Source organism: Lactobacillus sp. IBH004 (assembly GCF_026185255.2).
In the GTDB taxonomy this organism is placed as follows: Bacteria; Bacillota; Bacilli; order Lactobacillales; family Lactobacillaceae; genus Lactobacillus; species Lactobacillus melliventris.
In genome coordinates, this window is sequence record NZ_CP110217.2 from 894,392 (window position 1) to 916,441 (window position 22,050).

Annotated in this window: 21 protein-coding genes; 18 read left to right on the top strand and 3 right to left on the bottom strand. The window is 36.0% G+C overall.

Annotated elements, in window-relative coordinates; translation table 11 throughout:
- Positions 1-26 precede the first annotated feature (26 nt).
- The 3 genes from LDX54_RS04555 (at position 27) to holA (ending at position 3,980) form a co-directional block, all read left to right on the top strand.
- Positions 27-740, top strand: coding sequence for a helix-hairpin-helix domain-containing protein (locus tag LDX54_RS04555; protein WP_265666752.1), 714 nt, complete (start codon positions 27-29; stop codon positions 738-740).
- A gap of 208 nt (positions 741-948) precedes the next feature.
- Positions 949-2,997, top strand: coding sequence for a DNA internalization-related competence protein ComEC/Rec2 (locus tag LDX54_RS04560; protein ID WP_265666751.1), 2,049 nt, complete (start codon positions 949-951; stop codon positions 2,995-2,997).
- Positions 2,994-3,980 carry a DNA polymerase III subunit delta gene (gene holA / locus LDX54_RS04565; RefSeq protein WP_265666750.1) on the top strand — a complete coding sequence of 329 codons (987 nt, stop codon included), beginning with the start codon at positions 2,994-2,996 and terminating at the stop codon, positions 3,978-3,980. Before LDX54_RS04560 ends, holA begins: the two co-directional genes overlap by 4 nt.
- 78 nt (positions 3,981-4,058) lie before the next feature.
- Here holA and rpsT read toward each other — a convergent pair whose 3' ends face one another.
- Entirely contained in the window at positions 4,059-4,310 is a 252-nt protein-coding gene (gene rpsT, locus LDX54_RS04570) for a 30S ribosomal protein S20 (protein ID WP_046324775.1), read from the bottom strand.
- A gap of 200 nt (positions 4,311-4,510) precedes the next feature.
- On the opposite strand from rpsT, the gene rpsO reads away from it, so the two are divergent.
- From rpsO to yihA, 7 genes are all read left to right on the top strand, one after another.
- Positions 4,511-4,780, top strand: a complete 270-nt coding sequence (gene rpsO / locus LDX54_RS04575) for a 30S ribosomal protein S15 (protein ID WP_034979304.1) — start codon at positions 4,511-4,513, stop codon at positions 4,778-4,780.
- 160 nt (positions 4,781-4,940) lie between these two features.
- Positions 4,941-6,725 carry a ribonuclease J gene (locus LDX54_RS04580; protein WP_265666749.1) on the top strand — a complete coding sequence of 595 codons (1,785 nt, stop codon included), beginning with the start codon at positions 4,941-4,943 and terminating at the stop codon, positions 6,723-6,725.
- Positions 6,726-7,559: a tetratricopeptide repeat protein gene (locus tag LDX54_RS04585; protein ID WP_265666748.1), complete on the top strand. Its 834-nt coding sequence runs from the start codon at positions 6,726-6,728 to the stop codon at positions 7,557-7,559.
- Positions 7,560-7,744: 185 nt separating this feature from the next.
- Entirely contained in the window at positions 7,745-8,935 is a 1,191-nt protein-coding gene (gene tuf / locus LDX54_RS04590; RefSeq protein ID WP_045928030.1) for an elongation factor Tu, read from the top strand.
- A 143-nt stretch (positions 8,936-9,078) separates the two neighbouring features.
- Positions 9,079-10,404: a trigger factor gene (gene tig / locus LDX54_RS04595; protein WP_046324778.1), complete on the top strand. Its 1,326-nt coding sequence runs from the start codon at positions 9,079-9,081 to the stop codon at positions 10,402-10,404.
- Between the two features lie 123 nt (positions 10,405-10,527).
- Entirely contained in the window at positions 10,528-11,805 is a 1,278-nt protein-coding gene (clpX, locus tag LDX54_RS04600) for an ATP-dependent Clp protease ATP-binding subunit ClpX (RefSeq protein WP_046324779.1), read from the top strand.
- Positions 11,795-12,379, top strand: coding sequence for a ribosome biogenesis GTP-binding protein YihA/YsxC (gene yihA, locus LDX54_RS04605; RefSeq protein ID WP_046324780.1), 585 nt, complete (start codon positions 11,795-11,797; stop codon positions 12,377-12,379). Before clpX ends, yihA begins: the two co-directional genes overlap by 11 nt.
- A 38-nt stretch (positions 12,380-12,417) precedes the next feature.
- On the opposite strand, the gene LDX54_RS04610 is transcribed toward yihA, so the two are convergent.
- The gene (locus tag LDX54_RS04610) at positions 12,418-12,540 is read right to left on the bottom strand and encodes an SPJ_0845 family protein (protein ID WP_255409580.1); all 123 of its coding nucleotides are present in this window, start codon (positions 12,538-12,540) and stop codon (positions 12,418-12,420) included.
- A gap of 197 nt (positions 12,541-12,737) precedes the next feature.
- Here LDX54_RS04610 and uvrC point away from each other — a divergent pair, with 197 nt between their 5' ends.
- From uvrC to LDX54_RS04650, 8 genes are all read left to right on the top strand, one after another.
- Positions 12,738-14,540, top strand: a complete 1,803-nt coding sequence (gene uvrC, locus LDX54_RS04615) for an excinuclease ABC subunit UvrC (RefSeq protein ID WP_046324781.1) — start codon at positions 12,738-12,740, stop codon at positions 14,538-14,540.
- 66 nt (positions 14,541-14,606) lie between these two features.
- A complete protein-coding gene (obgE, locus tag LDX54_RS04620) occupies positions 14,607-15,911 on the top strand; it encodes a GTPase ObgE (protein WP_046324782.1) in 1,305 nt (434 codons plus the stop codon).
- A gap of 21 nt (positions 15,912-15,932) precedes the next feature.
- Positions 15,933-17,852 carry an acyltransferase family protein gene (locus LDX54_RS04625; protein ID WP_265666747.1) on the top strand — a complete coding sequence of 640 codons (1,920 nt, stop codon included), beginning with the start codon at positions 15,933-15,935 and terminating at the stop codon, positions 17,850-17,852.
- 11 nt (positions 17,853-17,863) lie between these two features.
- Positions 17,864-18,805, top strand: coding sequence for a ribonuclease Z (rnz, locus tag LDX54_RS04630; RefSeq protein WP_046324784.1), 942 nt, complete (start codon positions 17,864-17,866; stop codon positions 18,803-18,805).
- The gene (locus LDX54_RS04635) at positions 18,798-19,592 is read left to right on the top strand and encodes an SDR family oxidoreductase (RefSeq protein ID WP_265666746.1); all 795 of its coding nucleotides are present in this window, start codon (positions 18,798-18,800) and stop codon (positions 19,590-19,592) included. The genes rnz and LDX54_RS04635 overlap by 8 nt, the downstream gene beginning before the upstream one ends.
- Before the next feature lie 8 nt (positions 19,593-19,600).
- Positions 19,601-19,822 (top strand): lipopolysaccharide assembly protein LapA domain-containing protein, encoded by a 222-nt coding sequence (locus LDX54_RS04640; RefSeq protein ID WP_046324786.1) that lies wholly within the window; start codon positions 19,601-19,603, stop codon positions 19,820-19,822.
- Between the two features lie 109 nt (positions 19,823-19,931).
- Positions 19,932-20,123, top strand: coding sequence for a 50S ribosomal protein L32 (gene rpmF / locus LDX54_RS04645; protein WP_034979275.1), 192 nt, complete (start codon positions 19,932-19,934; stop codon positions 20,121-20,123).
- 91 nt (positions 20,124-20,214) lie between these two features.
- Entirely contained in the window at positions 20,215-21,762 is a 1,548-nt protein-coding gene (locus LDX54_RS04650) for a bifunctional UDP-sugar hydrolase/5'-nucleotidase (RefSeq protein ID WP_265666745.1), read from the top strand.
- Positions 21,763-21,798: 36 nt separating this feature from the next.
- Here LDX54_RS04650 and LDX54_RS04655 read toward each other — a convergent pair whose 3' ends face one another.
- Positions 21,799-22,005: a YjzD family protein gene (locus LDX54_RS04655; protein WP_046324788.1), complete on the bottom strand. Its 207-nt coding sequence runs from the start codon at positions 22,003-22,005 to the stop codon at positions 21,799-21,801.
- Between the last annotated feature and the right edge of the window lie 45 nt (positions 22,006-22,050).

Genomic DNA, 22,050 nt, shown 5'->3' on the forward strand with positions numbered 1-22,050 from the left:
CGTACTTATAAATGGGGGTTGAAAAAATGAACTGGGAAAAAATTAAAGCTTTTATTGAGGAACACAAACAATATTTTTTGATTGGAATGGTTCTTTTAGTCATTGTTCTAGTAGTTTGGTCTAAAAGGCCAAACTCAAATGACACTTTTGACGAATTTGATTATAAAAATGAGAACACTGTGCAAAATAAAAATAAAACCGGCAGTGATTCAAGCAAACAGTTGTCAAATACTGAATCTGTTACCAAAAAAGTAGCTGTAACTAAGCCTAAAGATGTGACCTGTGATATATCAGGCGCGATTAATCACCAAGGCGTTTATACTTTAAAAAGTGGAGCACGTTTAAATGATTTAATTGCCGCCGCAGGGGGGATTAAGAATAATGCGCAGCTAAAGAATGTTAATCGAGCATTGATATTGAAAGATCAAGATAAAATTCACATTCCATACAAAGGTGAAAAAATTAAAGCAGAACAAGTCGTTGAATCGGTTTCTTCCAATGCTTCTAATTCTGCCCCTGAGACAACAAGTGACCAAACTAATGCCGGTAACAAGGTGAATATTAATACTGCAAACGTAAGTCAACTGCAACAACTAAATGGTATTGGTGAAAAAAAGGCTCAGCAAATTATTGCTTACCGTCAAAAAAGCGGAGAATTCAAATCTGTTGAAGATTTAATGCAGGTATCAGGAATTGGAGAAAAGACTTTTGCTGCGCTTAAAGACCAACTGGAAATTTGATATTCTGCGACCTGGGTTTTTCCTGCTACTGGCCTTATTACTAATTAATTTAAGTTTCTTGGAATATCAATGCTATACCTTTGTGCAAAAATGTACTTGCCTATTAATAGTTTTTTATTTAGGTTTTTTACTTTTACTTAAATTTAATTCTTTAAAATGGCTAATTTTTATTATTCTTTTGGCAACTATTTTTGGTTTTCACTCTGACATGAGTAAAACTAATTTTGCACTTAAACCCAATACAGCTATTACCTTTTTTCCAGACAAAATGAAGATTTCCGATGACTGGTTTACGGTTGAAGGGCAGACGGCTGGAAGTAAGATTTTAGTTTCTGGCAAATTGAGTTCAAGTCAGCTAAAGCAATTAAATTATGGCTATAAAGTTATATTACATGATTTGTCTGGTGACGTTAACCCAATTGAACCAGCTTCGAATTTTGGAGAATTTGACCAGCAAAAATATTACCGCAGTAAAAAGATTACTCAGCAAGTTAATTTAACGAGCTTTAAGATCCAAATTAAGAAAGGAGGATTAGCAAATCACCTGCATTACTGGCGTTTTCAGTTAAAGAAATTTTTGCAAAAGTTTCCACCGATTTTGTCTTTTTTTAGTAATGAACTTATATTGGGAGAAAGCCCTGACCAGAAATTCCAAACAATACTCAATAATTATCGTGACCTCGGTGTCATTCATATCTTAAGCATTTCTGGTTTGCATGTTGGTATTTACACGCTAGTAATAAGCACAATGTGCTATTACTGTAAATTAACTGAAAAAGAAACTTTCATTTTTTGCTTGTTTATCTTATTAGTCGGTATTTTTCTAAGTAATGGTCAAGCTGGATTTATTAGAGCGAGTTTAACCTATATCTTGGGGCAAATTTTTTCGTTGCATAAGCTAAAAATTAATAAGGCAGATCTGCTAGGATTAACGGCTGTTTTGCATATGTTGGTCAATCCTCGACTCATGATGAGTACTGGAGCTCTTTTAAGTTACACTTTAGCCTTGGGCCTTGAAATGACTAAAAGCCTGACTAAGTTTAGACAGTCCTGGGCTTTAAACAATTTGTTATTGCCACTACTTTTATTTCATTTCTTTCAGTTTAATCTGCTAACGGTCTTTTTTAATTTGTTAGTGGTACCATATTTTAACTGGGTTGTTATGCCCTTGACTTTTTTTAATTTAATTATTTTTAACATTAGTCCCCGATGTAGTTATTTCCTTGAAAAGATACTTGAACAAGGTGAGAAAGTAATTGCGAAGTTTTCTAATAGTAAAATTGGTCTTTTAACATTTGGGAAAATTAATTGGTGGCAATGCCTGTTTTTATTACTGTTAACTTCTATATTGTTGGTATTAATAAATGAAAAGTCTAAAAATCAAAAACTAATCAGATATCTTTTTAAGCTGGCCTTAATTATATACGGACTAATCTTCTTAACGATTCATTTTCCCCTCAAGGGTCAAGTAACTTTTATTGACGTAGGACAGGGGGATAGTATCTTAATATCTACGCCTCTTTTTAGGCATGTTTATCTCATTGACGTTGGTGGAAAGTTAAATTTTAATGGTAAAAAAATAACCCCGCAGATTAATAAAATCACCGTGCCTTTTTTGAAAGCACAGGGAATAAATAAAATTGACGGAATTTTTATCAGCCATCAGGATGCCGATCACGTAGGGGACTTAAGGCCACTTTTGAGTCAAATTCGGGTAAAGAAATTGTATATGGCGGAGGGATTGATCAGAAATCCGTCATTTCGCAAAAGAATAACAGGCCGGATTCAAAAAGAACAGATTGTACAGCTGTTAGCCGGTGAAACAATAAATGAGCCACCAATTTCCTTCAAAGTTGTATATCCCTTTAAGCCAGGTATTGGTAAAAATGAAGATTCACTTTCGTTATTATTTAAATTAGCAAACAAAAGCTGGCTTTTTACCGGAGACCTGGGTCAAAAAGGGGAACTGGAAATATTGAGCCGTTATCATTTACATGCTGATTATTTTAAGTTAGGACATCATGGAAGTCGAACCGCTTCCAATAAAGAATTTTTGCAAGCTTTGCAACCAGAAAGAGTCTTTATTTCTGCTGGCCGCAAGAATCGCTTTGGGCACCCTCATCCAGAAACTATTGCTACTCTTCGAAGCCAACATATTCCATGGGCTTCGACTCAGGACTGTGGTATGATAACTTGGAACTATGGTGTTTTAATAAAACCCAAATTTAAAAGATTTTTGCCGGTGATTAAAAAATGACATTACTTTCTTTATTTAAAAACTCAAATAAAAAAATTTTGCATACTTTAATTAATGGAAATGATAGTTTTTTAAATGAATATCTTACTAGCTCGTATATACATGATGAGATTTTCGCAGACTATGAAAAAGTATCCGTTGATTGCGAAGCAGAGGGGCTAGACGAATTAATTGCTGATCTTACTGAATCAAGTCTTTTTAGCCAGAAAAAAGTAATAACAATTAAGAACCCTTTTTTCTTAACGTCAAAGGTTCCCAAAAAATATCAAAAGCAGGTCACTCAGCTGCAAAATATTTTTGTAAATACTGCAAAACTTGAAGATGTCATAGTTATTGTCGCCTCTTATGAAAAATTAGATCGGCGCAAAAAAATAACGAAGTCCGTCACGCAAAATTTTAACGTTGTTGAGACTCAAGTTCGGCCTTATGATCTGAATAAAGTAATTAAAGCAATTATAACGACCGAGGGCTATCATATTACAAATTCTGCTGCAACATTGTTGCTTGAACGCAGTGACCAGGTTTTAGATATAGTTTTAAGTAATTATAATAAGCTGAAGATGGTAGCTGTTGACAGGAATATCACTACTGAAATAGTTGAAAAGAATGTTGATTTATCACTAGCACAAAATATTTTTGCAATTTTAGATTCAGCTTTAGCCCAAAACTACCAAGAAGCTATCGCTCGGTTAAATAATCAACTTCAAAACGGAAATAATCCAATTCAAATACTTACGGTTTTTGAAAATCAATTGGAAATGATTTTGATAGTTAAAATACTTAAAGCAAGAGGGAGAAGTGAAGCTGAAATTGTAAGAAAACTTGGTGTTCATCCTTATCGTGTTAAGTTGGCGCTAAAAAATAAGTTAGCAAAAGAAAAAGTAGCACAGCTATTAGAGCAAGCAATTAAACTGGATTATAATTATAAAAATGGTCAATATCGAGCCGATAATTTTTTGAAGCTCTTTATTCTTAATGTCTAATTACGTATAAATTTTGGTAAATAAAAAGACAGAAATGATTTTCACTTCTGTCTTTTTGATTATCATTTAATCAAATTATTATTTTGCAAGTTTAGCTAAACGACTCTTATCACGGCTAGCTTTATTCTTGTGAATAAGTCCTTTTGAAGCTGCCTTGTCAATAGCACGAGCAGCAGCTACATGTAATTCGGAGGCGTTATCAGCACCAGCAGCTTGAGCAGTCTTAAACTTCTTAACGGCAGTTCTTAACTTGTTCATTTGAGCAGCATTGCGCTTTCTAGCAGCATCTTGAGTCTTAACACGCTTAATAGCTGATTTGATTTGTGGCATAAAATTCACCTCCATTGATCGTAATTCTACTTTATAGATTATACTGAAAGATAATTGCAGATGCAAGATAAATTATACTTGCTTTTTAAAAAAATTGTCTGTATTATACTATTGTTGTGAACCGTTAACGCTGTTTGCACGCTCACACCTGACGGTTAACGTTGTTAACGGCAATTATTTTAATGAAAGGTGAAAATATTATGGCAATTTCAAAAGCTGAAAAAGATGAAATCATTCAAAAATTTGCGACTCACGAAGGTGATACAGGTTCAACTGAGGTTCAAGTGGCAATCTTGACTACAGATATTAACAATCTGACTGAGCATATGAGAAATCACTCACATGACCACCATTCTTATGTTGGCCTGCTGAAGAAAATCGGTCACCGTCGTAACTTGCTTCGTTATTTACAAAACAAAGATATTAATCGCTATCGTGAATTAATTAAGAAGTTAGGCTTACGTCGTTAATTTTAATTGAGATCTAAAAAAGCTGGTTCGAGTATTGAATCGGCTTTTTTATTTTTGTCATAATACCATTTTATGCTAGAATAAAAAAAGATACTTTTTACGTTGTGATCATCTGATCCATAAATAACAACTGAATAGCAATTAAAGAAAAGGAAATATAATGACTGATCAAGTTAAAATTATGATTTTGAGCGGTGTTCGTGAGCAAGGAAAAGACATGTTCGCTGTTCAAGTTAATGATGAAATTTTTGTTCTTGATGCCGGCCTTAAATATCCCGACAGTACATTGTTTGGAATAGATCTGGTTATTCCAGATATGGATTTTTTCGAGCAATATGGTGATCAGGTAGTCGGCATCTTTTTGACACATGGACATGCAGATTCAATTGGGGCACTACCTTATATTCTACGAAAATATGACATTCCAGTTTTTGGCTCCCAATTAACAATTGAATTGGCTAAGATAACAGTAAGACGTGAGAATAAACGGTGTAAAAACAGTCTCTTTCACGTGATTGATGCGGAAACAGAGATTGAATTTAAAAACGCCAATATTTCTTTTTTCCCAACTACGCATTCCATCCCTGATTCTCTTGGCATTGACGTGCATACTCCAGCCGGAGAGGTGGTTTACACAGGCGATTTTAAATTTGACCCTTCCGCTGCTCCTAAATACCGGACTGATCTAGATCGATTAGCTGAAATTGGTCAAAAAAAGGTATTGGCTTTATTAAGTGATTCTTCAAATGCAGAGGCATCTTTACCAAATGTTGCTGAACAGGACATTGGAGATTATGTTACAAATGTTTTTCGTAATGCAAATGGTCGGGTAATTGTTGCTGCAAAAGCCTCGAATTTGATTAGAATTCAAGAAGTTTTAAACGCGGCCTATCAAACGGGTAGACATGTTTTACTGACTGGAAGAGATTTAGCCAAAATCGTTCGTACTGCAATGAATCTGGGTTATTTGAATGTCCCTAAAGGTTTATTAATGAGGGTTAAAAATTTAAAAGAAACTCCAGATGAAAAGACGGTTATTTTGGAAACCGGTCAAATGGGTGAGCCCTTAAATTCATTGCAAAAGATGGCTAAGAACCGTCACAGCATGATCACAATTCATAAGGGAGACCTAGTCTTTATTGCGACGACACCTTCTCATTCTGTGGAAACGGTTGTGGCACAAACCAGTGATCTGGTTTATCGTGCTGGTGGGACCGTTATTCAATTAGGTAAGGCAAAGCATACCAGTGGACACGCGACAGGCCGTGATTTGCAACTACTTATTGATATTTTGAAACCGCAATTTTTAATTCCCGTTATTGGTGAATATCGACTGCTTGAAGTACACAAGGACTTAGCTATTAGGGCAGGAATGGATAAAGATAATATTTTTATTACCAAGAATGGAGATTGCTTAAACTACGATTTCAATCAAAAGCGCCTTTATTTAACAGATCCGGTCCCAGGTGAGGATACGATGATTGACGGCTCTGGTATCGGGGATGTTGGTAATATTGTTTTACGAGACAGAGAAGTATTATCAGATGACGGTATTTTCATTGCTGTAGTCACAATTGATCGCCGTAAGAAAAAGATTATTGCTCAACCACAAGTTACCAGCAGAGGCTTTGTTTACATTAAGGCCAATCAGCAACTGATGCGTGACAGCATTGAATTGATTAAAAAAACTATCAATAATAATTTTGAACATAAAAAATTTGATTGGACTGAAATTAAACAAGATGTTCGAAATGATTTGGAAAAGTTTCTCTACCGCAAAACGAATAGACGCCCAGTAGTTTTACCAGTAGTAATGGAGGTTAACCAAAACCGCCATCGTGCTATGCAAAAAAGAAATAGTAAAAGCGAGTTGCCCAAGAAAGAAACTCATCATCCTGTTGATGTCAATAAAACCGGTCAAAGAATTATCAAGAAAGATAAATAAATGACTTCATTAAGTCAAAAAAATTTGCTCAGTTTAGCCCAAAAATTCGCAGCAAAAGGGGATTTTACTCAAGCAATACAAAATCTTGAAGAGGCATTAAGAATTGGACCAAGTAATGAAGTCGTACTTAGTCTTTGCGAGCTTTATCTCAAGGATAAACAAAATTATTCAGCTTATGAGTTAATTAAAGAAGAAAAAGACTTGTTTACTAATCCTAAAATTTTTCGTGAATACAGTAGAATTCTGAAAATGAATCACTTTTCTATTGAAGCATTAGAGGTAAAAAATATTACTGCCTACGAGTTACCGGATTTAGTTGAACCTGTTAGTAAGACAAAGCAGCAGCAAATAATGGTTAATTTCAAGCATAAAGACAAGCCGACAAAATTTGATTACGAACAATTATTTAAGTTAGATTTACCAAATTTTAAAAATTATGCTCAGAGTTTGTTGCTGGATCCCAGTTTAAACTTTGCAATTCGGCTAGTTTTAATTGAGGATTTGTTTCGCCTGGGCCTTCAGGAAACATTTAGAGTTTTGGTATTGGGGCAGCCAGAGCAATTTATTCCTCAAAAAACAAATTTACTCGAAAAAGATGCGATATATCGGGAAGTTGTATCAGGCATCGGCTCTCGGTATTATCATAAACCGAGCCAGCTTCCTGCAGTTTTAGGCGAAGTAAATTTGATTTTAGGCAGTCTTTATCCTAAACTATATAAGTATGTTGATAATCCCGACAGTTTTGCCAGCGATATTGCTTCTTATATTGAAAATCATGATGGCCGAAGCAATCAAAAACTGTTTGAGAAAATCGATAATAATATATCCGAATAAAATTGGATAAAATGTCTTTACTTTTTCAAAGTATTTAGTATAATAGCAAAGGACGTTTTCATTAGGCATGGCTCTATGCATTAAAATACTAGGCATTTGCCTATGAAAGTAGTACAATATTCAACAGAGAACTATCCGTTACTTACTCAACGGACTTCTTGCAAATTTACAGGAGGGTCATTTTAATGGCAGAAAAAGAACATTACGTTAGAACAAAGCCACACGTAAACATTGGTACTATCGGTCACGTTGACCATGGTAAGACCACTTTAACAGCGGCTATTACTAAAGTTTTATCAGAAAAGGGCTTGGCTAAGGCAGAAGATTATTCAGAAATCGATGCAGCTCCAGAAGAAAAGGAACGTGGTATTACTATTAATACCGCTCACGTAGAGTACGAAACTGAAAATCGTCACTACGCCCACATGGATGCCCCAGGTCACGCCGATTACATCAAGAACATGATTACTGGTGCCGCACAAATGGATGGAGCTATTTTAGTTGTTGCCGCAACTGATGGTCCTATGCCACAAACTCGTGAACACATTTTACTTGCTCGTCAAGTTGGTGTTAACTACATTGTTGTTTTCTTAAACAAGACTGACTTAGTTGACGACCCAGAATTAATTGACTTGGTTGAAATGGAAGTTCGTGACTTGTTGACTGAATACGATTATCCTGGTGATGACATTCCAGTTATCCGTGGTTCAGCATTAAAAGCTTTACAAGGTGACAAGGAACAAGAAGAAGTTATCATGAAGTTGATGGACACAGTTGATGAATACATTCCAACTCCTGAACGTCAAACTGATAAGCCATTCTTGATGCCAGTTGAAGATGTCTTCACTATTACTGGTCGTGGTACTGTTGCTTCTGGTCGTATCGATCGTGGTACAGTTAAGATTGGTGATGAAGTTGAGATTGTCGGTTTGGTAGATAAAGTTCTTAAATCAGTTGTAACTGGTTTGGAAATGTTCCACAAGACTTTGGACTTAGGTGAAGCTGGAGACAACGTTGGTGTATTGCTTCGTGGTATTGACCGTGACCAAGTTGTTCGTGGACAAGTTTTGGCTGCACCTGGCTCAATTCAAACTCACCACGAGTTTAAAGGCCAAGTTTACGTTTTGAAGAAAGAGGAAGGCGGACGTCATACCCCATTCTTCTCAGATTACCGTCCACAATTCTATTTCCACACTACAGATATTACTGGAGAAATTGAATTACCAGAAGGTACTGAAATGGTTATGCCTGGCGATAACACAGAATTTACTGTTAAATTAATTAAACCAGCAGCCATTGAAAAGGGTACTAAATTCACTATCCGTGAAGGTGGTCGTACTGTTGGTGCTGGTCAAGTTACTGAAATTCTTGACTAGTTCGTTAAAAACAGTTTAAAAAGATGTACTTCTTCATAGAAGTACATCTTTTTTTGCCTAAGTTTGTTTTTTGCGAGCGTTTAATGTAAGATAATTTAGTATGTAACGATGCAATTTAACTTGACATTGGAGGTATTTAATTAATGTCTGTAAAATGGAATAAAACCGATAAAACTACCGGTGAACTTACTTTTGATATTCCCCAAGCTGATGTAAAGCGTGGGCTAGATCAAGCCTTTAAAAGGGTAAAGGGTAGCCTGCGTGTTCCCGGCTTTAGAAAGGGACATGTTTCTCGTGTGATCTTTGATCAATATTACGGTGAGGAATCTTTATATGAAAATGCATTGAACATTGTGCTGCCAAATGCTTATTCTGCAGCGGTTAAAGAAGCTGGTATTGCTGCTGTAGGTCAACCCCAAATTTTGCCGGTTTCAATGGAAAAAGGTCAAGATTGGCAAATGAAAGCCACTGTTACTATTGAGCCAGAAGTAAAATTGGGTGAATACAAGGGAGTTGAAGTTCCAAAACAAAACACTCGTGTATATGCTAAAGATGTTGATGCCAAATTAAAAGAAGAGCGTGAAAAGAACGCTGAATTAGTATTGAAGAAGAGCGCAGCTGCTAACGGAGATACTGTTACTATTGATTATAAGGGAACAGTTGATGGTAAGGCATTTGAAGGCGGCTCAGCTGATGATTATTCACTTAGTTTAGGTTCAAATACTTTTATACCAGGCTTTGAAGATCAATTGGTTGGTCATAAGGCCGGTGACGAAGTTGATGTTGTTGTCACATTTCCTGAAGACTATGGTGCAAAAGACTTAGCTGGTAAAGAAGCTCATTTTGCTACTAAGATTCATGAAGTTAAAACTAAGCAATTGCCTAAGCTAGATGACGAATTTGCTAAAGATGTAGACGATTCAGTTGATACTCTTGATGATTTAAAAGAAAAAATCAAGAAGGACTTAAAGTCTCAAAAAGAAGAGGCTGCAAGAGACGAAATCGAACAAGCTGCTATTGAAGGTGCAGTTGCTAATGCTACTATCGATAAGATTCCGGATGCTATGATTCAAGAAGATATCGATACGCAAATGAATCAATATTTAGGCAATATGCAGCGCCAAGGCATCAGCCCTGAAACATATTACAAGATAACTAATACGACAGAAGCACAATTGCGTTCACAATTCAGTAAAGATGCTGAAGAAAGGGTTAAAACTAACCTTGTCCTTGAAGCTATTGTCAAAAAAGAAGATATTAAAGCTTCACAAGAAGAAATTGACAAGGAAATTAAGGACCTGGCAGCCGAATACAACATGGATGAAAAAACTGTGCGCAATACTTTGACTGATGATATGCTTTCACATGATATCAATGTTCGTAAGGCTATTAAAATTGTTGCTGACAGCGCAAAGCAAGTTGCTAAATCCAAAACAAAAAAAGATGAAAAAAAGTCTGACGAAAAATAGGATTTTAATATCTAGGTAAAAAGGTGGTGTCAAACTGCCTTTTTATTTTTCTCCAAGCAAATAATTCATATACATAGCGCAATTTATGCTAATCTAGGACTTGTAGATATTAGGAGGAAAAGAATGGCATCACAATTTACTGATCAAGAGGAAATAAGATGTTCCTTTTGTGACAAAACACAAGATCAAGTTAAAAAGATGATTGCGGGTAACGGGGTTTATATTTGTAACGAATGTGTTGATCTGTCTAAAAGAATAATTGATGATGAACTAAAATCTGATTCTTTGAAAAAAGCACAAGATTTACCTAAACCAATGGAAATCAAAAAGCAGCTTGACCAATATGTTATTGGCCAAGAACGTGCCAAAAAGATTCTTTCAGTAGCCGTTTATAATCATTATAAACGGATTACTCAAATGGATGTTGACTCTTCAACAGAATTGCAAAAATCGAATATTGCTTTAATAGGACCAACTGGTTCTGGCAAAACTTATTTGGCACAAACTTTGGCACGAATTTTGGATGTGCCTTTTGCGATTGCTGATGCAACGACCTTAACAGAAGCCGGTTATGTCGGTGAAGATGTCGAAAATATTTTGCTTAAGCTTTTGCAAAATGCCGATTACGATATTGAACGTGCAGAACGTGGCATCGTTTATATTGATGAAATTGATAAGATTTCCAAAAAATCTGAGAATGTTTCAATTACAAGAGATGTTTCAGGTGAAGGCGTTCAACAGTCTTTACTGAAGATTTTGGAAGGAACTGTTGCTTCTGTTCCCCCTCAGGGCGGGCGTAAACATCCCCAACAAGAGTTAATTCAAATAAATACTACTAATATTTTATTTATTGTTGGTGGAGCTTTTGACGGTATTGAGCAAATCGTTAAAAGTCGTCTAGGCAAAAAAATAATCGGTTTCAGTGCCGAAAAAGAACTTAATAAGGTTCAAGATGATTCCTGGATGAAACATTTGACAACCGGGGATCTCGTCAAATTTGGTCTGATTCCAGAGTTTATTGGACGTATTCCGATTATCGCAACACTTGATAAACTTGACAGAAACGATCTGGTAAGAATTTTAACCGAACCAAAGAATGCTTTGGTAAAACAATATAAAAAATTGCTATCACTTGATCAAGTTAACTTGGAGTTTACACCAAGTGCTTTGAACGCTATTGCAGATTTGGCAATTGAACGCAATATGGGGGCTCGTGGTTTAAGAACCATTATAGAAAATGCAATGATGGGTATTATGTATCAAACACCGAGTGAGCCTGATATTGAGAGTGTCAGAGTTACAAAAGAAGTGATAGAAGATAGTGCCGAACCGGTAGTAACTCGTCGCTCAAATGATGAACAAGACGACGGAGAAGAAATTAAGGCAGCCAATGATCATTAAAAATAGCTCGTATGCGATTAGTGCCGTGCGTGAAGACCAGTATCCAACAGATAATTTGCCTGAAATCGCGCTTTCCGGTCGTTCAAATGTAGGTAAATCCAGCTTAATAAATACACTGCTGAGTCGCAAAAACTTAGCAAGAACATCAGCACAGCCTGGGAAAACTCAAACACTAAATTTTTATTTGGTAAACCAAGAGTTTTACTTAGTTGATGTACCCGGTTATGGTTATGCTAAAGTTTCGCAAAAAAAGCGACAGCAGTTTGGAACTATGATTCAGGATTACCTTGAAACGCGAGCAAACTTGCAAGGGCTAATTATCTTAATGGACTCACGGCATGAACCTACCAAAAATGATGTGGCCATGTATAATTATGCACTTTATCTTAATTTACCTATTTTGATAATCTGTACCAAAATTGATAAGGTCAAGAAAAATCAGCAAAATCAAGTTATTAATACTTTAAAACAAAAGATAAACTTAAATTATGACAATGTAAGTGTAATTACTTTTAGTTCTGTTCAAAAGTTGCATGTAAAAGAAGTATGGCAATGGATAGAAGAAAATCTGTAAATTTGTAAGAAAAAATGGTTCTCGTTGTAGAACCATTTTTATTTATTATCTTTGACTTTCTGATTGTTTTTAGATATTTTTTTCTTTTTATCTTCAGGAACAGTAGCAAATTTATCAAATAATTTTTCTAATTCATCTTGTTTTTTAAAAGTTAAACCCATAATAATTTTCCTTTCTATTTTTATTATATTAAAAATAGAATTAACAAGCTAGAAAAACAGGTTTTAATTAACTTGAAATAATTAATTTTATGTAAAATATTTTCATCCTTTACTTAATCTGATTCGTTAAGCAAAAGCAAATTTCAAATTACGAATTGTATGTTAAAATATGATAGCGAATTTGGGGGAGTGATTTTTTGGCAACTCAGTTAATTGAAAACAAATTAAAACTTTTGCCGGCTAAACCAGGCTGTTACTTAATGAAAGATGTTAACGGTAAGGTAATATATGTCGGTAAGTCGAAAAATCTTAGAAGCCGTGTACGGTCATATTTTAAGAGTACCCAAGTTGGCAGAAGGGCAGAACTGGTCGAAAATATTCGCGATTATGATATTATCACCGTTTCAACCGATAAAGAAGCCTTTCTACTTGAAGTAACTTTAATTAAAAAATACCAACCGTATTATAATGTGCAGTTAAAGCAAGGTACTGGCTATCCCTATATTGAGATTACTAACGAGCGGGATCCCCAGACCAAATTAACTAGTATTATTAGAAAAGACGGAGGCTATTATTTCGGACCGTATCCAAATGTCTACGCTGCACAGGCAACTCTTAAGTTTATTCAAAAAGTTTTCCCTTTAAGGCGCTGTCATGGCAAACAGGGAAGACCTTGCCTGTACTATCATATGGGACAATGTTTAGGTGCTTGTTTTAAAACAGTACCAAAGTCTGTTTATGAGGCACAAATAAAAAAGATCAAAAGCTTTTTAAACGGTGATATTGGCTGGGTTAAAAAAGACCTTAACCAAAAAATGGCTGTTGCATCCAAAAATCTTGAATTTGAGCGTGCTGCCGAAATTCGTGATCAACTTAATTACATTGAAGAAACAGTTGAGAAGCAGAAAATTATTTCTCACGATAATACTCAACGTGATATTTTCAATTTCTACGTTGATAAATCATGGATAGCTATTCAAATTTTCTTTTTAAGGCAGGCAAAGTTGCTTAGAAGTGAAACCAGAATGTATCCTTTGACCGATACTAATGACCCCGAAGATACATTTTCCTCATTTATTGTTCAATTTTACGGGCAAAGAAACAGAATCGTACCTAAAGAAGTTTTAGTACCTGCTAAAATTGATAATGAAGCCCTAAGTGAAGTTTTGCATGTACCGGTCAGAACGCCTAAGAGAGGGCAAAAACGGTCTTTGTTAAATATGGCTAAGGATAATGCCAAACTTAAATTAGATGAAAAGTTTCGTCTCTTAGAGCTGGGCAATAGGAAAACTAAAGGCGCACAAAAAGAAATTTTCGATTCTTTAGGACTGCCATATGGTCACGTGATTGAAAGCTTTGACCATTCGCATATTCAGGGAGCCGACCCCGTTTCTGCTCTAGTTGTCTTTAAAGACGGTGAACCTGATAAAAATTCCTATCGCAAATATAAACTAAAAGGTGAAGTAGAACACCAAAATGGTGGCGATGAAGTGCGCAACACTCGTGAAGTGGTGCGCAGAAGATACAGCAGACTACTTAAAGAACATAAACCCATGCCAGATTTGATTTTGATGGATGGTGGCCAAATCCAAGTAGATGCTTGTGAGGATATTTTACGTAATGAATTAAATCTTAATATTCCTGTTGCCGGTATGGTAAAGGATAACAAGCACAGGACTAATCATTTACTTTATGGCGATCCTATTAATGGTATACCCTTGAAACTAATTCCTTTAGATCCTAAATCTCAAGGCTTTTATTTAATGACTAGAATTCAAGATGAAGTACATAGATTTGCAATCACTTTTCACCGAAGAACACATGCTAAAAATGCTTTGTCCAGTAAACTAGATGCGATCAAAGGAATAGGTCCGAAAAGTAGAAATAAGCTTTTAAGACAATTTGGCTCTCTAAAGAAAATTAAGGAAGCTTCTATTGACGAGTTACGTTCTGCTGGTTTAACTTTGCCTCAGGCGCAAACAGTTAAGTTAACCTTATAACAAGTGATATTAAACATAATAGTGTGGTATAGTAATGTAGTTAAGAAAGACGGAAGGAGATTCTGTATGCCTACATTTGTCGATCAAACTAAGATTGAAGTCCAAGCTGGTAAAGGCGGAGACGGCATGGTCGCTTTCCGCCATGAAAAATATGTCCCGAATGGTGGCCCTGCCGGCGGCGATGGTGGCCGCGGCGGAAGCATTATTTTTGTTGCCGATAGTGGCCTTAGAACATTAATGGATTTTCGCTATCGCCGTAAGTTTAAAGCAGAAAATGGTGAAAATGGTCGTATTAAGTCCCAATATGGTCGCGGAGCTAAGGACTTATACTTAAAAGTGCCAATTGGAACGACTGTTTATGATTTCAACACTAATGAAGAAATTGGTGATTTAACTAAGAATAAACAAGAATTAGTTGTAGCCCGCGGTGGCCGTGGTGGTCGCGGCAACATTCACTTTGCAACGAGTGTCAATACTGCGCCCGAAATTGCAGAGAATGGGGAACCGGGAGAAGACCGTGTTTTACGCCTGGAATTGAAAGTTTTGGCTGATGTCGGACTGGTGGGCTTTCCCTCAGTTGGTAAGTCAACATTATTATCAGTCGTAACTAAGGCTAAGCCGAAGATTGCAGCGTATGCTTTTACCACCCTAACACCAAATTTGGGTATGGTAATTTTACCTGATGGCCGAGATTTTTCAATGGCTGATTTACCCGGCTTAATTGCAGGAGCCAGTCAGGGAGTCGGGCTCGGTTTACAGTTTTTGCGTCATATTGAGAGAACAAAAGTAATTTTGCACTTAGTAAGTATGGATCCTAACAATGGGCGAGATGCAATCAAAGACTACCAGACTGTTAGGCAAGAACTACTTGAATATGATCAAAGTCTTAAAAACAGGCGCGAGATTATCGTAGCTACTCAGATGGATCTTCCAGGTTCCGCTGAAAAGTTGCAGCAATTTAAACACGACTTAGAAGATCAACAAATTAAAAAACCTGTATATGCTGTTTCCAGTGTGACACATCAAGGCGTTGATCAGTTAATGCAGGATACAGCATCACTAATAGAGCAGGTAGAAAAAGAGCAGCAAAAGCAGGAACCACAATCTCAGCAAGTTGTAAAAGAATATAAGTATCAAACACAGCAAAAGAACACTTTTACAGTCACAAAACTGGAAGACCATGTTTTTGAAATTAAAGGTGAGAGTCTGGAAAGACTAGTAGCTCGAACCAATCTCGATTACCAGGATGGTGTCATGAGATTAGCTAGAAAGCTTAAAAATCTAGGAGTAGATGATGCTCTGCGTGAAAAAGGAGCCGTTGACGGCGATGATGTAATCATTGGCTCATTCAATTTTGAATTTGTCCAATAAAATAGAAAAGTTTTGAAAAATATGGCAAAAAATCGATACATTACAGGATATTCTGGACTTAGGGCTTTAGCGGTAATCGGTGTGATACTTTATCACCTCGACCCTAATACTTTTGCAGGCGGCTATCTTGGTGTACCGATTTTTTTCGTACTATCAGGATATTTAGTTACCTGTCAGATGCTTAAGTCATATGAGGAAAGTGGCTTTTACGATGCTAAAAAGTTTTACTTGAGCAGATTAAAAAAGATTTATCCGCCATTAATTGCGGTATTATGGCTATCTGCGGCATATATAATTCTTTTTCAACGCAATTTATTGGCCAAGTTAAGTCAAATAGTCGTGACTAATTTACTCAATGTTTATAATTTTTGGCAGATTTTAAACGGACAAAGTTATTTTGAACGTTTTGCAGCTAATGAATCACCTTTTGTTCATTTATGGACAATGTCCATTAACGGTCAGTTTTACATATTATGGCCGCTAGTTATTTTTTTATTAGTGAAGTACGGTAAAAAGAGAAAAAACATTTTTAAAATTATTTTGTTTTTCACTTTACTTTCTGCAGTTGAAATGACGGTATTGTACAACTCTGGCGCTGACATCAATCGCATATATTATGGCACCGACACTAGATTTTTTTCTTTGGGCTTAGGGGCGGCTTTAGCAGTTATTTGGCCAATGGACAAGTTAAAAACTACTATAAAGCATAATGATTCAATTATTTTGGATATCATTGGTATGATTTGTCTCGTTGGTATAATCGCTTTGCTGTTTAATCCGTTAATGGCTGCTGAAAAGCCCTTTACATATTGCGGGGGAATGCTTTTGTTTACGCTGCTCGTAACTGTACTTGTCGGTATAATTGCTCATCCGGCAAGTCGCTGGAACAGGTGGTTAACTAATCCAATTTTTAACTGGATTGGATCTCGAAGCTATGAAATTTATCTTTACCAATTTCCCGTAATGATATTCTTTGAAGATAAAGTTTTTGACATGGCCGATCATGTGCAACTTTACCATCTAATTGAGCTTGTTCTAATCATTTTTTTAAGTGAAGCTGCGTACAGGCTGGTAGAAAAGCCTTGTGGAAAAATTTCAGGGCAAAAAGTTAAAAAATATTGGCAACAAATTTGGGATAAAAACAATAAAAATTATCTAATGAAGGCAAAAGCGGTACTGGCAGGTTTAATTTTTCTTACAGGGAGTACTGCAATTTTGATTTCACCAGCAGTTAAAGCGCAAAACTTTAATCAAAGTCAATTAGCGCGCAGAATTAGAGCTAATCGCAAACAACAAAAAAGGGATAATAATGAGTTAATAGCACAATATAAAAAAATTAGGCCTAAAGAGCAAAAAAAAGCTAAACTATTAAAAGAAGCTGAGCGAGCTGCAAAAAAGCATCCCGTTAATAAGTCTTTTATAAAATTTGGTATTTCACAAACAGAGTTACAGTTGGCAAGAAAAGTAGAATTAACTGCTATTGGTGATTCTGTCATGGCGGGTTCGAGTGCAGACTTAAATCGTCTGCTACCTAAAGCTGTGATTGATGCCGCAATTTCCCGTCAGCTAAATGTTTCGTTTGGCTTATTAAAACAATATCAAAATAAAAAAGTTTTAGGTAAAAATGTCTTAATCGGCTTAGGAACTAATGGCCCTTTCAAAATGTCAGATATAGATGATTTGATGAAACAACTAGGAAATAAACGACAAGTGTTTTGGATTAATACCTATGTGCCGGCTAAACCCTGGCAAAATGAGGTTAACGGCTTATTAGCCAAAGCTGCCAAAAAGTATCATAATTTTGTAGTAATTAATTGGCACGCTTATGCAGAAAAGCATCCTGACTGGTTTTATGAAGATAGAACACACCCTACGCCATTAGGATCGAAGCATTATAGCGTCTTAATTGTTAAAAAAATAGTTGAAAAAGCTAAGTATTAGATAGGAATAAGATGGAGTTACAATTTTTAGGAACTGGAGCAGGACAACCTTCAAAGAAACGTAATGTATCAAGTATTGCTTTGAAAATGCTTGATGAGATCAATGAAATTTGGTTATTTGATGTGGGAGAAGCAACACAACACCAAATTTTACGAACCAATATTAGATTGCGTAAAGTCACCAAAATATTTATTTCCCACAATCATGGTGATCATATTTTTGGGCTACCGGGATTACTTGCAACGAGATCTTTTCAAGGTGATGTGGGACCAATTACCATTTATGGTCCTGCTGGCTTAGAACAATTTGTACGGACAGCTTTAAAAATTTCTCGTACAAAAATTAGTTATCCGATCAAATTTGTCGTTTTGGACGAAGGTGGGTTAATCTATCAAGGAAAAGGTTTTAGAGTTTATACAGAAAAATTAGCCCACCGAATACCTAGTTTTGGCTATCGTGTAGTTGAAGATGATAAACCGGGAGAACTTTTAATGGATAAATTAGCGCAATATAATGTACCTAATGGTCCGTTACTTGGTAAACTTAAAAATGGGGAAGAAATAACTCTAGAAAATGGTACTATATTAGATGGTAAGAACTTTTTGGGACCTGATAAAAAGGGCAGAATAGTTACTATTATCTATGATACGCGCTCAACTCCTGCAATAGCCCAGTTGGCACAAAATGCGGATGTTTTGGTACATGAATCAACTTTTGCGGGTAATGAAACTAATTTAGCTCATTCGTACTATCATTCCACAGCCGTTGAAGCAGCAAAGATTGCACGTGATAATAATGTTAAATATTTATATTTAAATCATATTTCTGCCAGGTATTTGGGTGCTAAGGCCAAAAAATTGGAAAATCAGGCACAAAAAGTTTTTTCAAACACTAAATTGGCTAACGATTTTGATCGGATTGTAATTCCTATGAAAGGGGAAAAAAATGAGTGATTCTCTTAGAAATAAAGTAGTGGTAATTACTGGCGCTTCCAGTGGGATAGGTCACTCTATTGCGCTCGAAAGTGCTGGTAGAGGTGCAACAGTTATTCTAATCGCCAGAAATAAAGCCAAACTGGAAAAAGTGGCTTCTGAAGCCCATGAATTGTCGGGAGCTGCTTCTTATACAATAGCAACGGATATGAGTCAAAGTGATCAAATTGATACTGCTTTTACTAAAATTATTAAATTAACTAAGCATATTGATTATTTAGTCAATTGTGCTGGCTTTGGCAAATTTGAAAACTTTGTGGAATCTAATCGTCGCGAAGTTACTGCTATGTTTCAAGTTAACGTTTTAGGATTAATGTATTTTAGTCGTTTAGTGGGCCGCCTAATGATGGAACAAAAAGCTGGTCAAATCATTAATATTGGTTCGATTGCCGGCAAAATTCCTACTGTGAAATCAGCAGCCTATAGCGCGTCAAAAGCGGCAGTGATTCAGTTCTCCAATGTATTGCGGTTGGAGCTAAAACCATTTGGTGTTAAGGTGATGACGGTTAATCCTGGCCCTGTTTACACGAATTTTTTCAATATTGCAGATACTAGCGGCCATTATGCCGACAACGTCCAAAAATTCATGCTGGATCCGGATGATGTTGCTTGGCAAGTAGTTCATTTCTTCGGCAGTAATAAACGGGAACTAAATTTACCTGTCAGTCTGGCTGTTTTAGCGAAATTATATAACTTGTTTCCCAAGATTGGTGATAGACTGTCACTTAAGTTTGCTTCTAGAAAGTAGTGCGGATTATGAAAAGTAAAACTAGTCAGATTAAACTTATTTTTACCTTAATTTTAACGTTATTGGCAGTGGTATTCGTTGTTTTGAATACTAATAATGTGGCTATTAATTTTGGCTTGTTCAAACTGAAATTACCTTTGATCATTATTTTAGTATTAATGATTATAATCGGAGTTTTGATTGGTTATTTTTGGGGCTCTTACGGTCATAATCAAGACAAGAATAACTAATATAGCTTGATTTATTTGGGATACAATAGTATCATTAACAAGCGTGAAGTATTTTGGGCGACTAAAAGCAGCCTAAAATCGTAATTCTACAAAAAAGGAGATCAGTTCAATGGCAGTTCCTAAAAGACATACTTCTAAGCAAAAGAAACGTTCACGTCGTGGTCATATTAAGCTAACTGTGCCAGCAATGCACTATGATGCAACTACTGGTGAATATCGCTTAAGCCACCGCGTTTCACCTAAAGGATATTACAAGGGTCGTCAAGTTGTTAGTCAAACTAACTCAAATGACAATCAATAATTAAGAGGCACCAAGAAGCGGTGTCTTTTTTTATGCAAAAAGATACTGATTTTTATTTGCTTAGTTTGATTAGAAAGATTAAAAAGACGAAATGAAATTAGTAATTTTACATTCTAGCGATATTCATGGTTTTATTATGCCTACTGACTATCAAAACCAGAATGATTATTCGGCTCCTTTCGGACTTAGCCGGCTAAAAAGCGCAATAGAAGAGCAAAAAAGAAAATATGGACCTGAAAACGTGATAGTTACGGATGCAGGTGACAGCCTGCAGGGTTCACCTTTAGCAGCCTATGTTCACGAAAGCAAAAATAACTCTGCATTAAAAAAGTTTGCTGAGTGCTATAACCAAATTAACTATGATGCGCGCTGTTTGGGTAATCATGATTTTAATTTTGGCTTAGATTATTTAAAACAGTATCTCTCATATAGCAAAGCGCCCTTTGTAAACAGTAATATTTTAGCTGAAAAAACTGGTCGACCGGCTTTTGGTCAAGATTATATCATTATAAATAAAAATGGCATAAAGGTGGGAATTATCGGAATTGCTACGCAGAGAATACCTTTTTGGGAACCAGCAGAACATGTTGCAAACTTGGAATTTAGGTCTGCTTTTGCACAGGTTAAGCATTTAATACCTTTTTTAAGGCCAAAAGTTAATGTTTTAGCTGTCCTTTATCATGGCGGCTTCGAGGCTGATATTGAATCAGGAATTAACACGGAACCAGCTACAGGGGAGAATGAGGGTTATCGTCTTTTACAAGAAATTCCCGCCATAGATCTATTGTTAACTGGACATCAGCATCGCAAACTGAGTGCAGTAATAAATAAAACGGCGCTAGTCCAGCCGGGTTATCGTGGAGAAGCCCTGGGCAAGATAGTGCTGGAGATTGACAAGCATAGTAAGAAGATTAAATCAATGTCAGCTGAATTAATTGATGTAAGTGCTTATAAGCCCGCTGCCGCAATTAATTCAGTCAGCTTAGCTTTAGACAAAAAGACGCAAAAATGGCTTGATCAGCCAATCGCTCATTTAGATAATCCTGCACCTGTAGCAAATGCTAATCAGGCAAGAATTGAGGGTTCATCTTTTATCAATTTGCTGCAAAATATGCAGCTTTATTTTACCCATGCAGATATTTCAGCAACTGCATTAATGAGCGAAACTGCCAAGGGCTTTGGTAAAAATGTTTCAATGCGCGATATTTTGTTAAATTATCCTTTTGCTAATCAATTGTGTGTTGTTAAAGTAACCGGTAAAGAATTACGCCATATTGTTGAATACTCACTTAAATTTTTAACCAAAGATTCCAATGGCCAGGTTAGCTTTGCCCCGCAATATCAAAGTCAACTTTTTAATTTTGATTTGTTTTACCCGCTTGTTTATGAAGCTGATATCAAAAAACCAGAAGGTGAACGTTTGACAAAGTTGGAATTACACGGACAAGCAATTTTAGCCCCCAAAACATATCGCTTGGCTGTTAACAACTATCGTGCTATGGGTGGGGGGTTTTATCCTGAATACAGTATTAATAAGATTGAAAAAATTTGGGATAAAGATTATATAGAAATGTTTCAAGAATACTTAACTAAAGGTCAAATTAAAAGCGAAGTAACACATAACTATCATTTTAAGTAAGAAAAAAGTCATCAGCGGTAAGCTGATGACTTTTGTTTACTTAAGTTTAGAATATTTGCTCTTGTCTTTATGAGAATGTGCTGTAATTGTAGGAATAATTGCTGCAAATAGCAAGCCGAAGATTAAACCTACAATAGCAGCCTCGCCAAAATTAAAAACATGTTGGGTTAACGGAGCGGCAATAAAGCCTACAATTAGCATGTAAACGACGCTCCAGCAAATAGTTACAATATATCGACCCATAGCGTTTCCTTCTTTCATACCCTTGAATTCTAACAAATATTATGC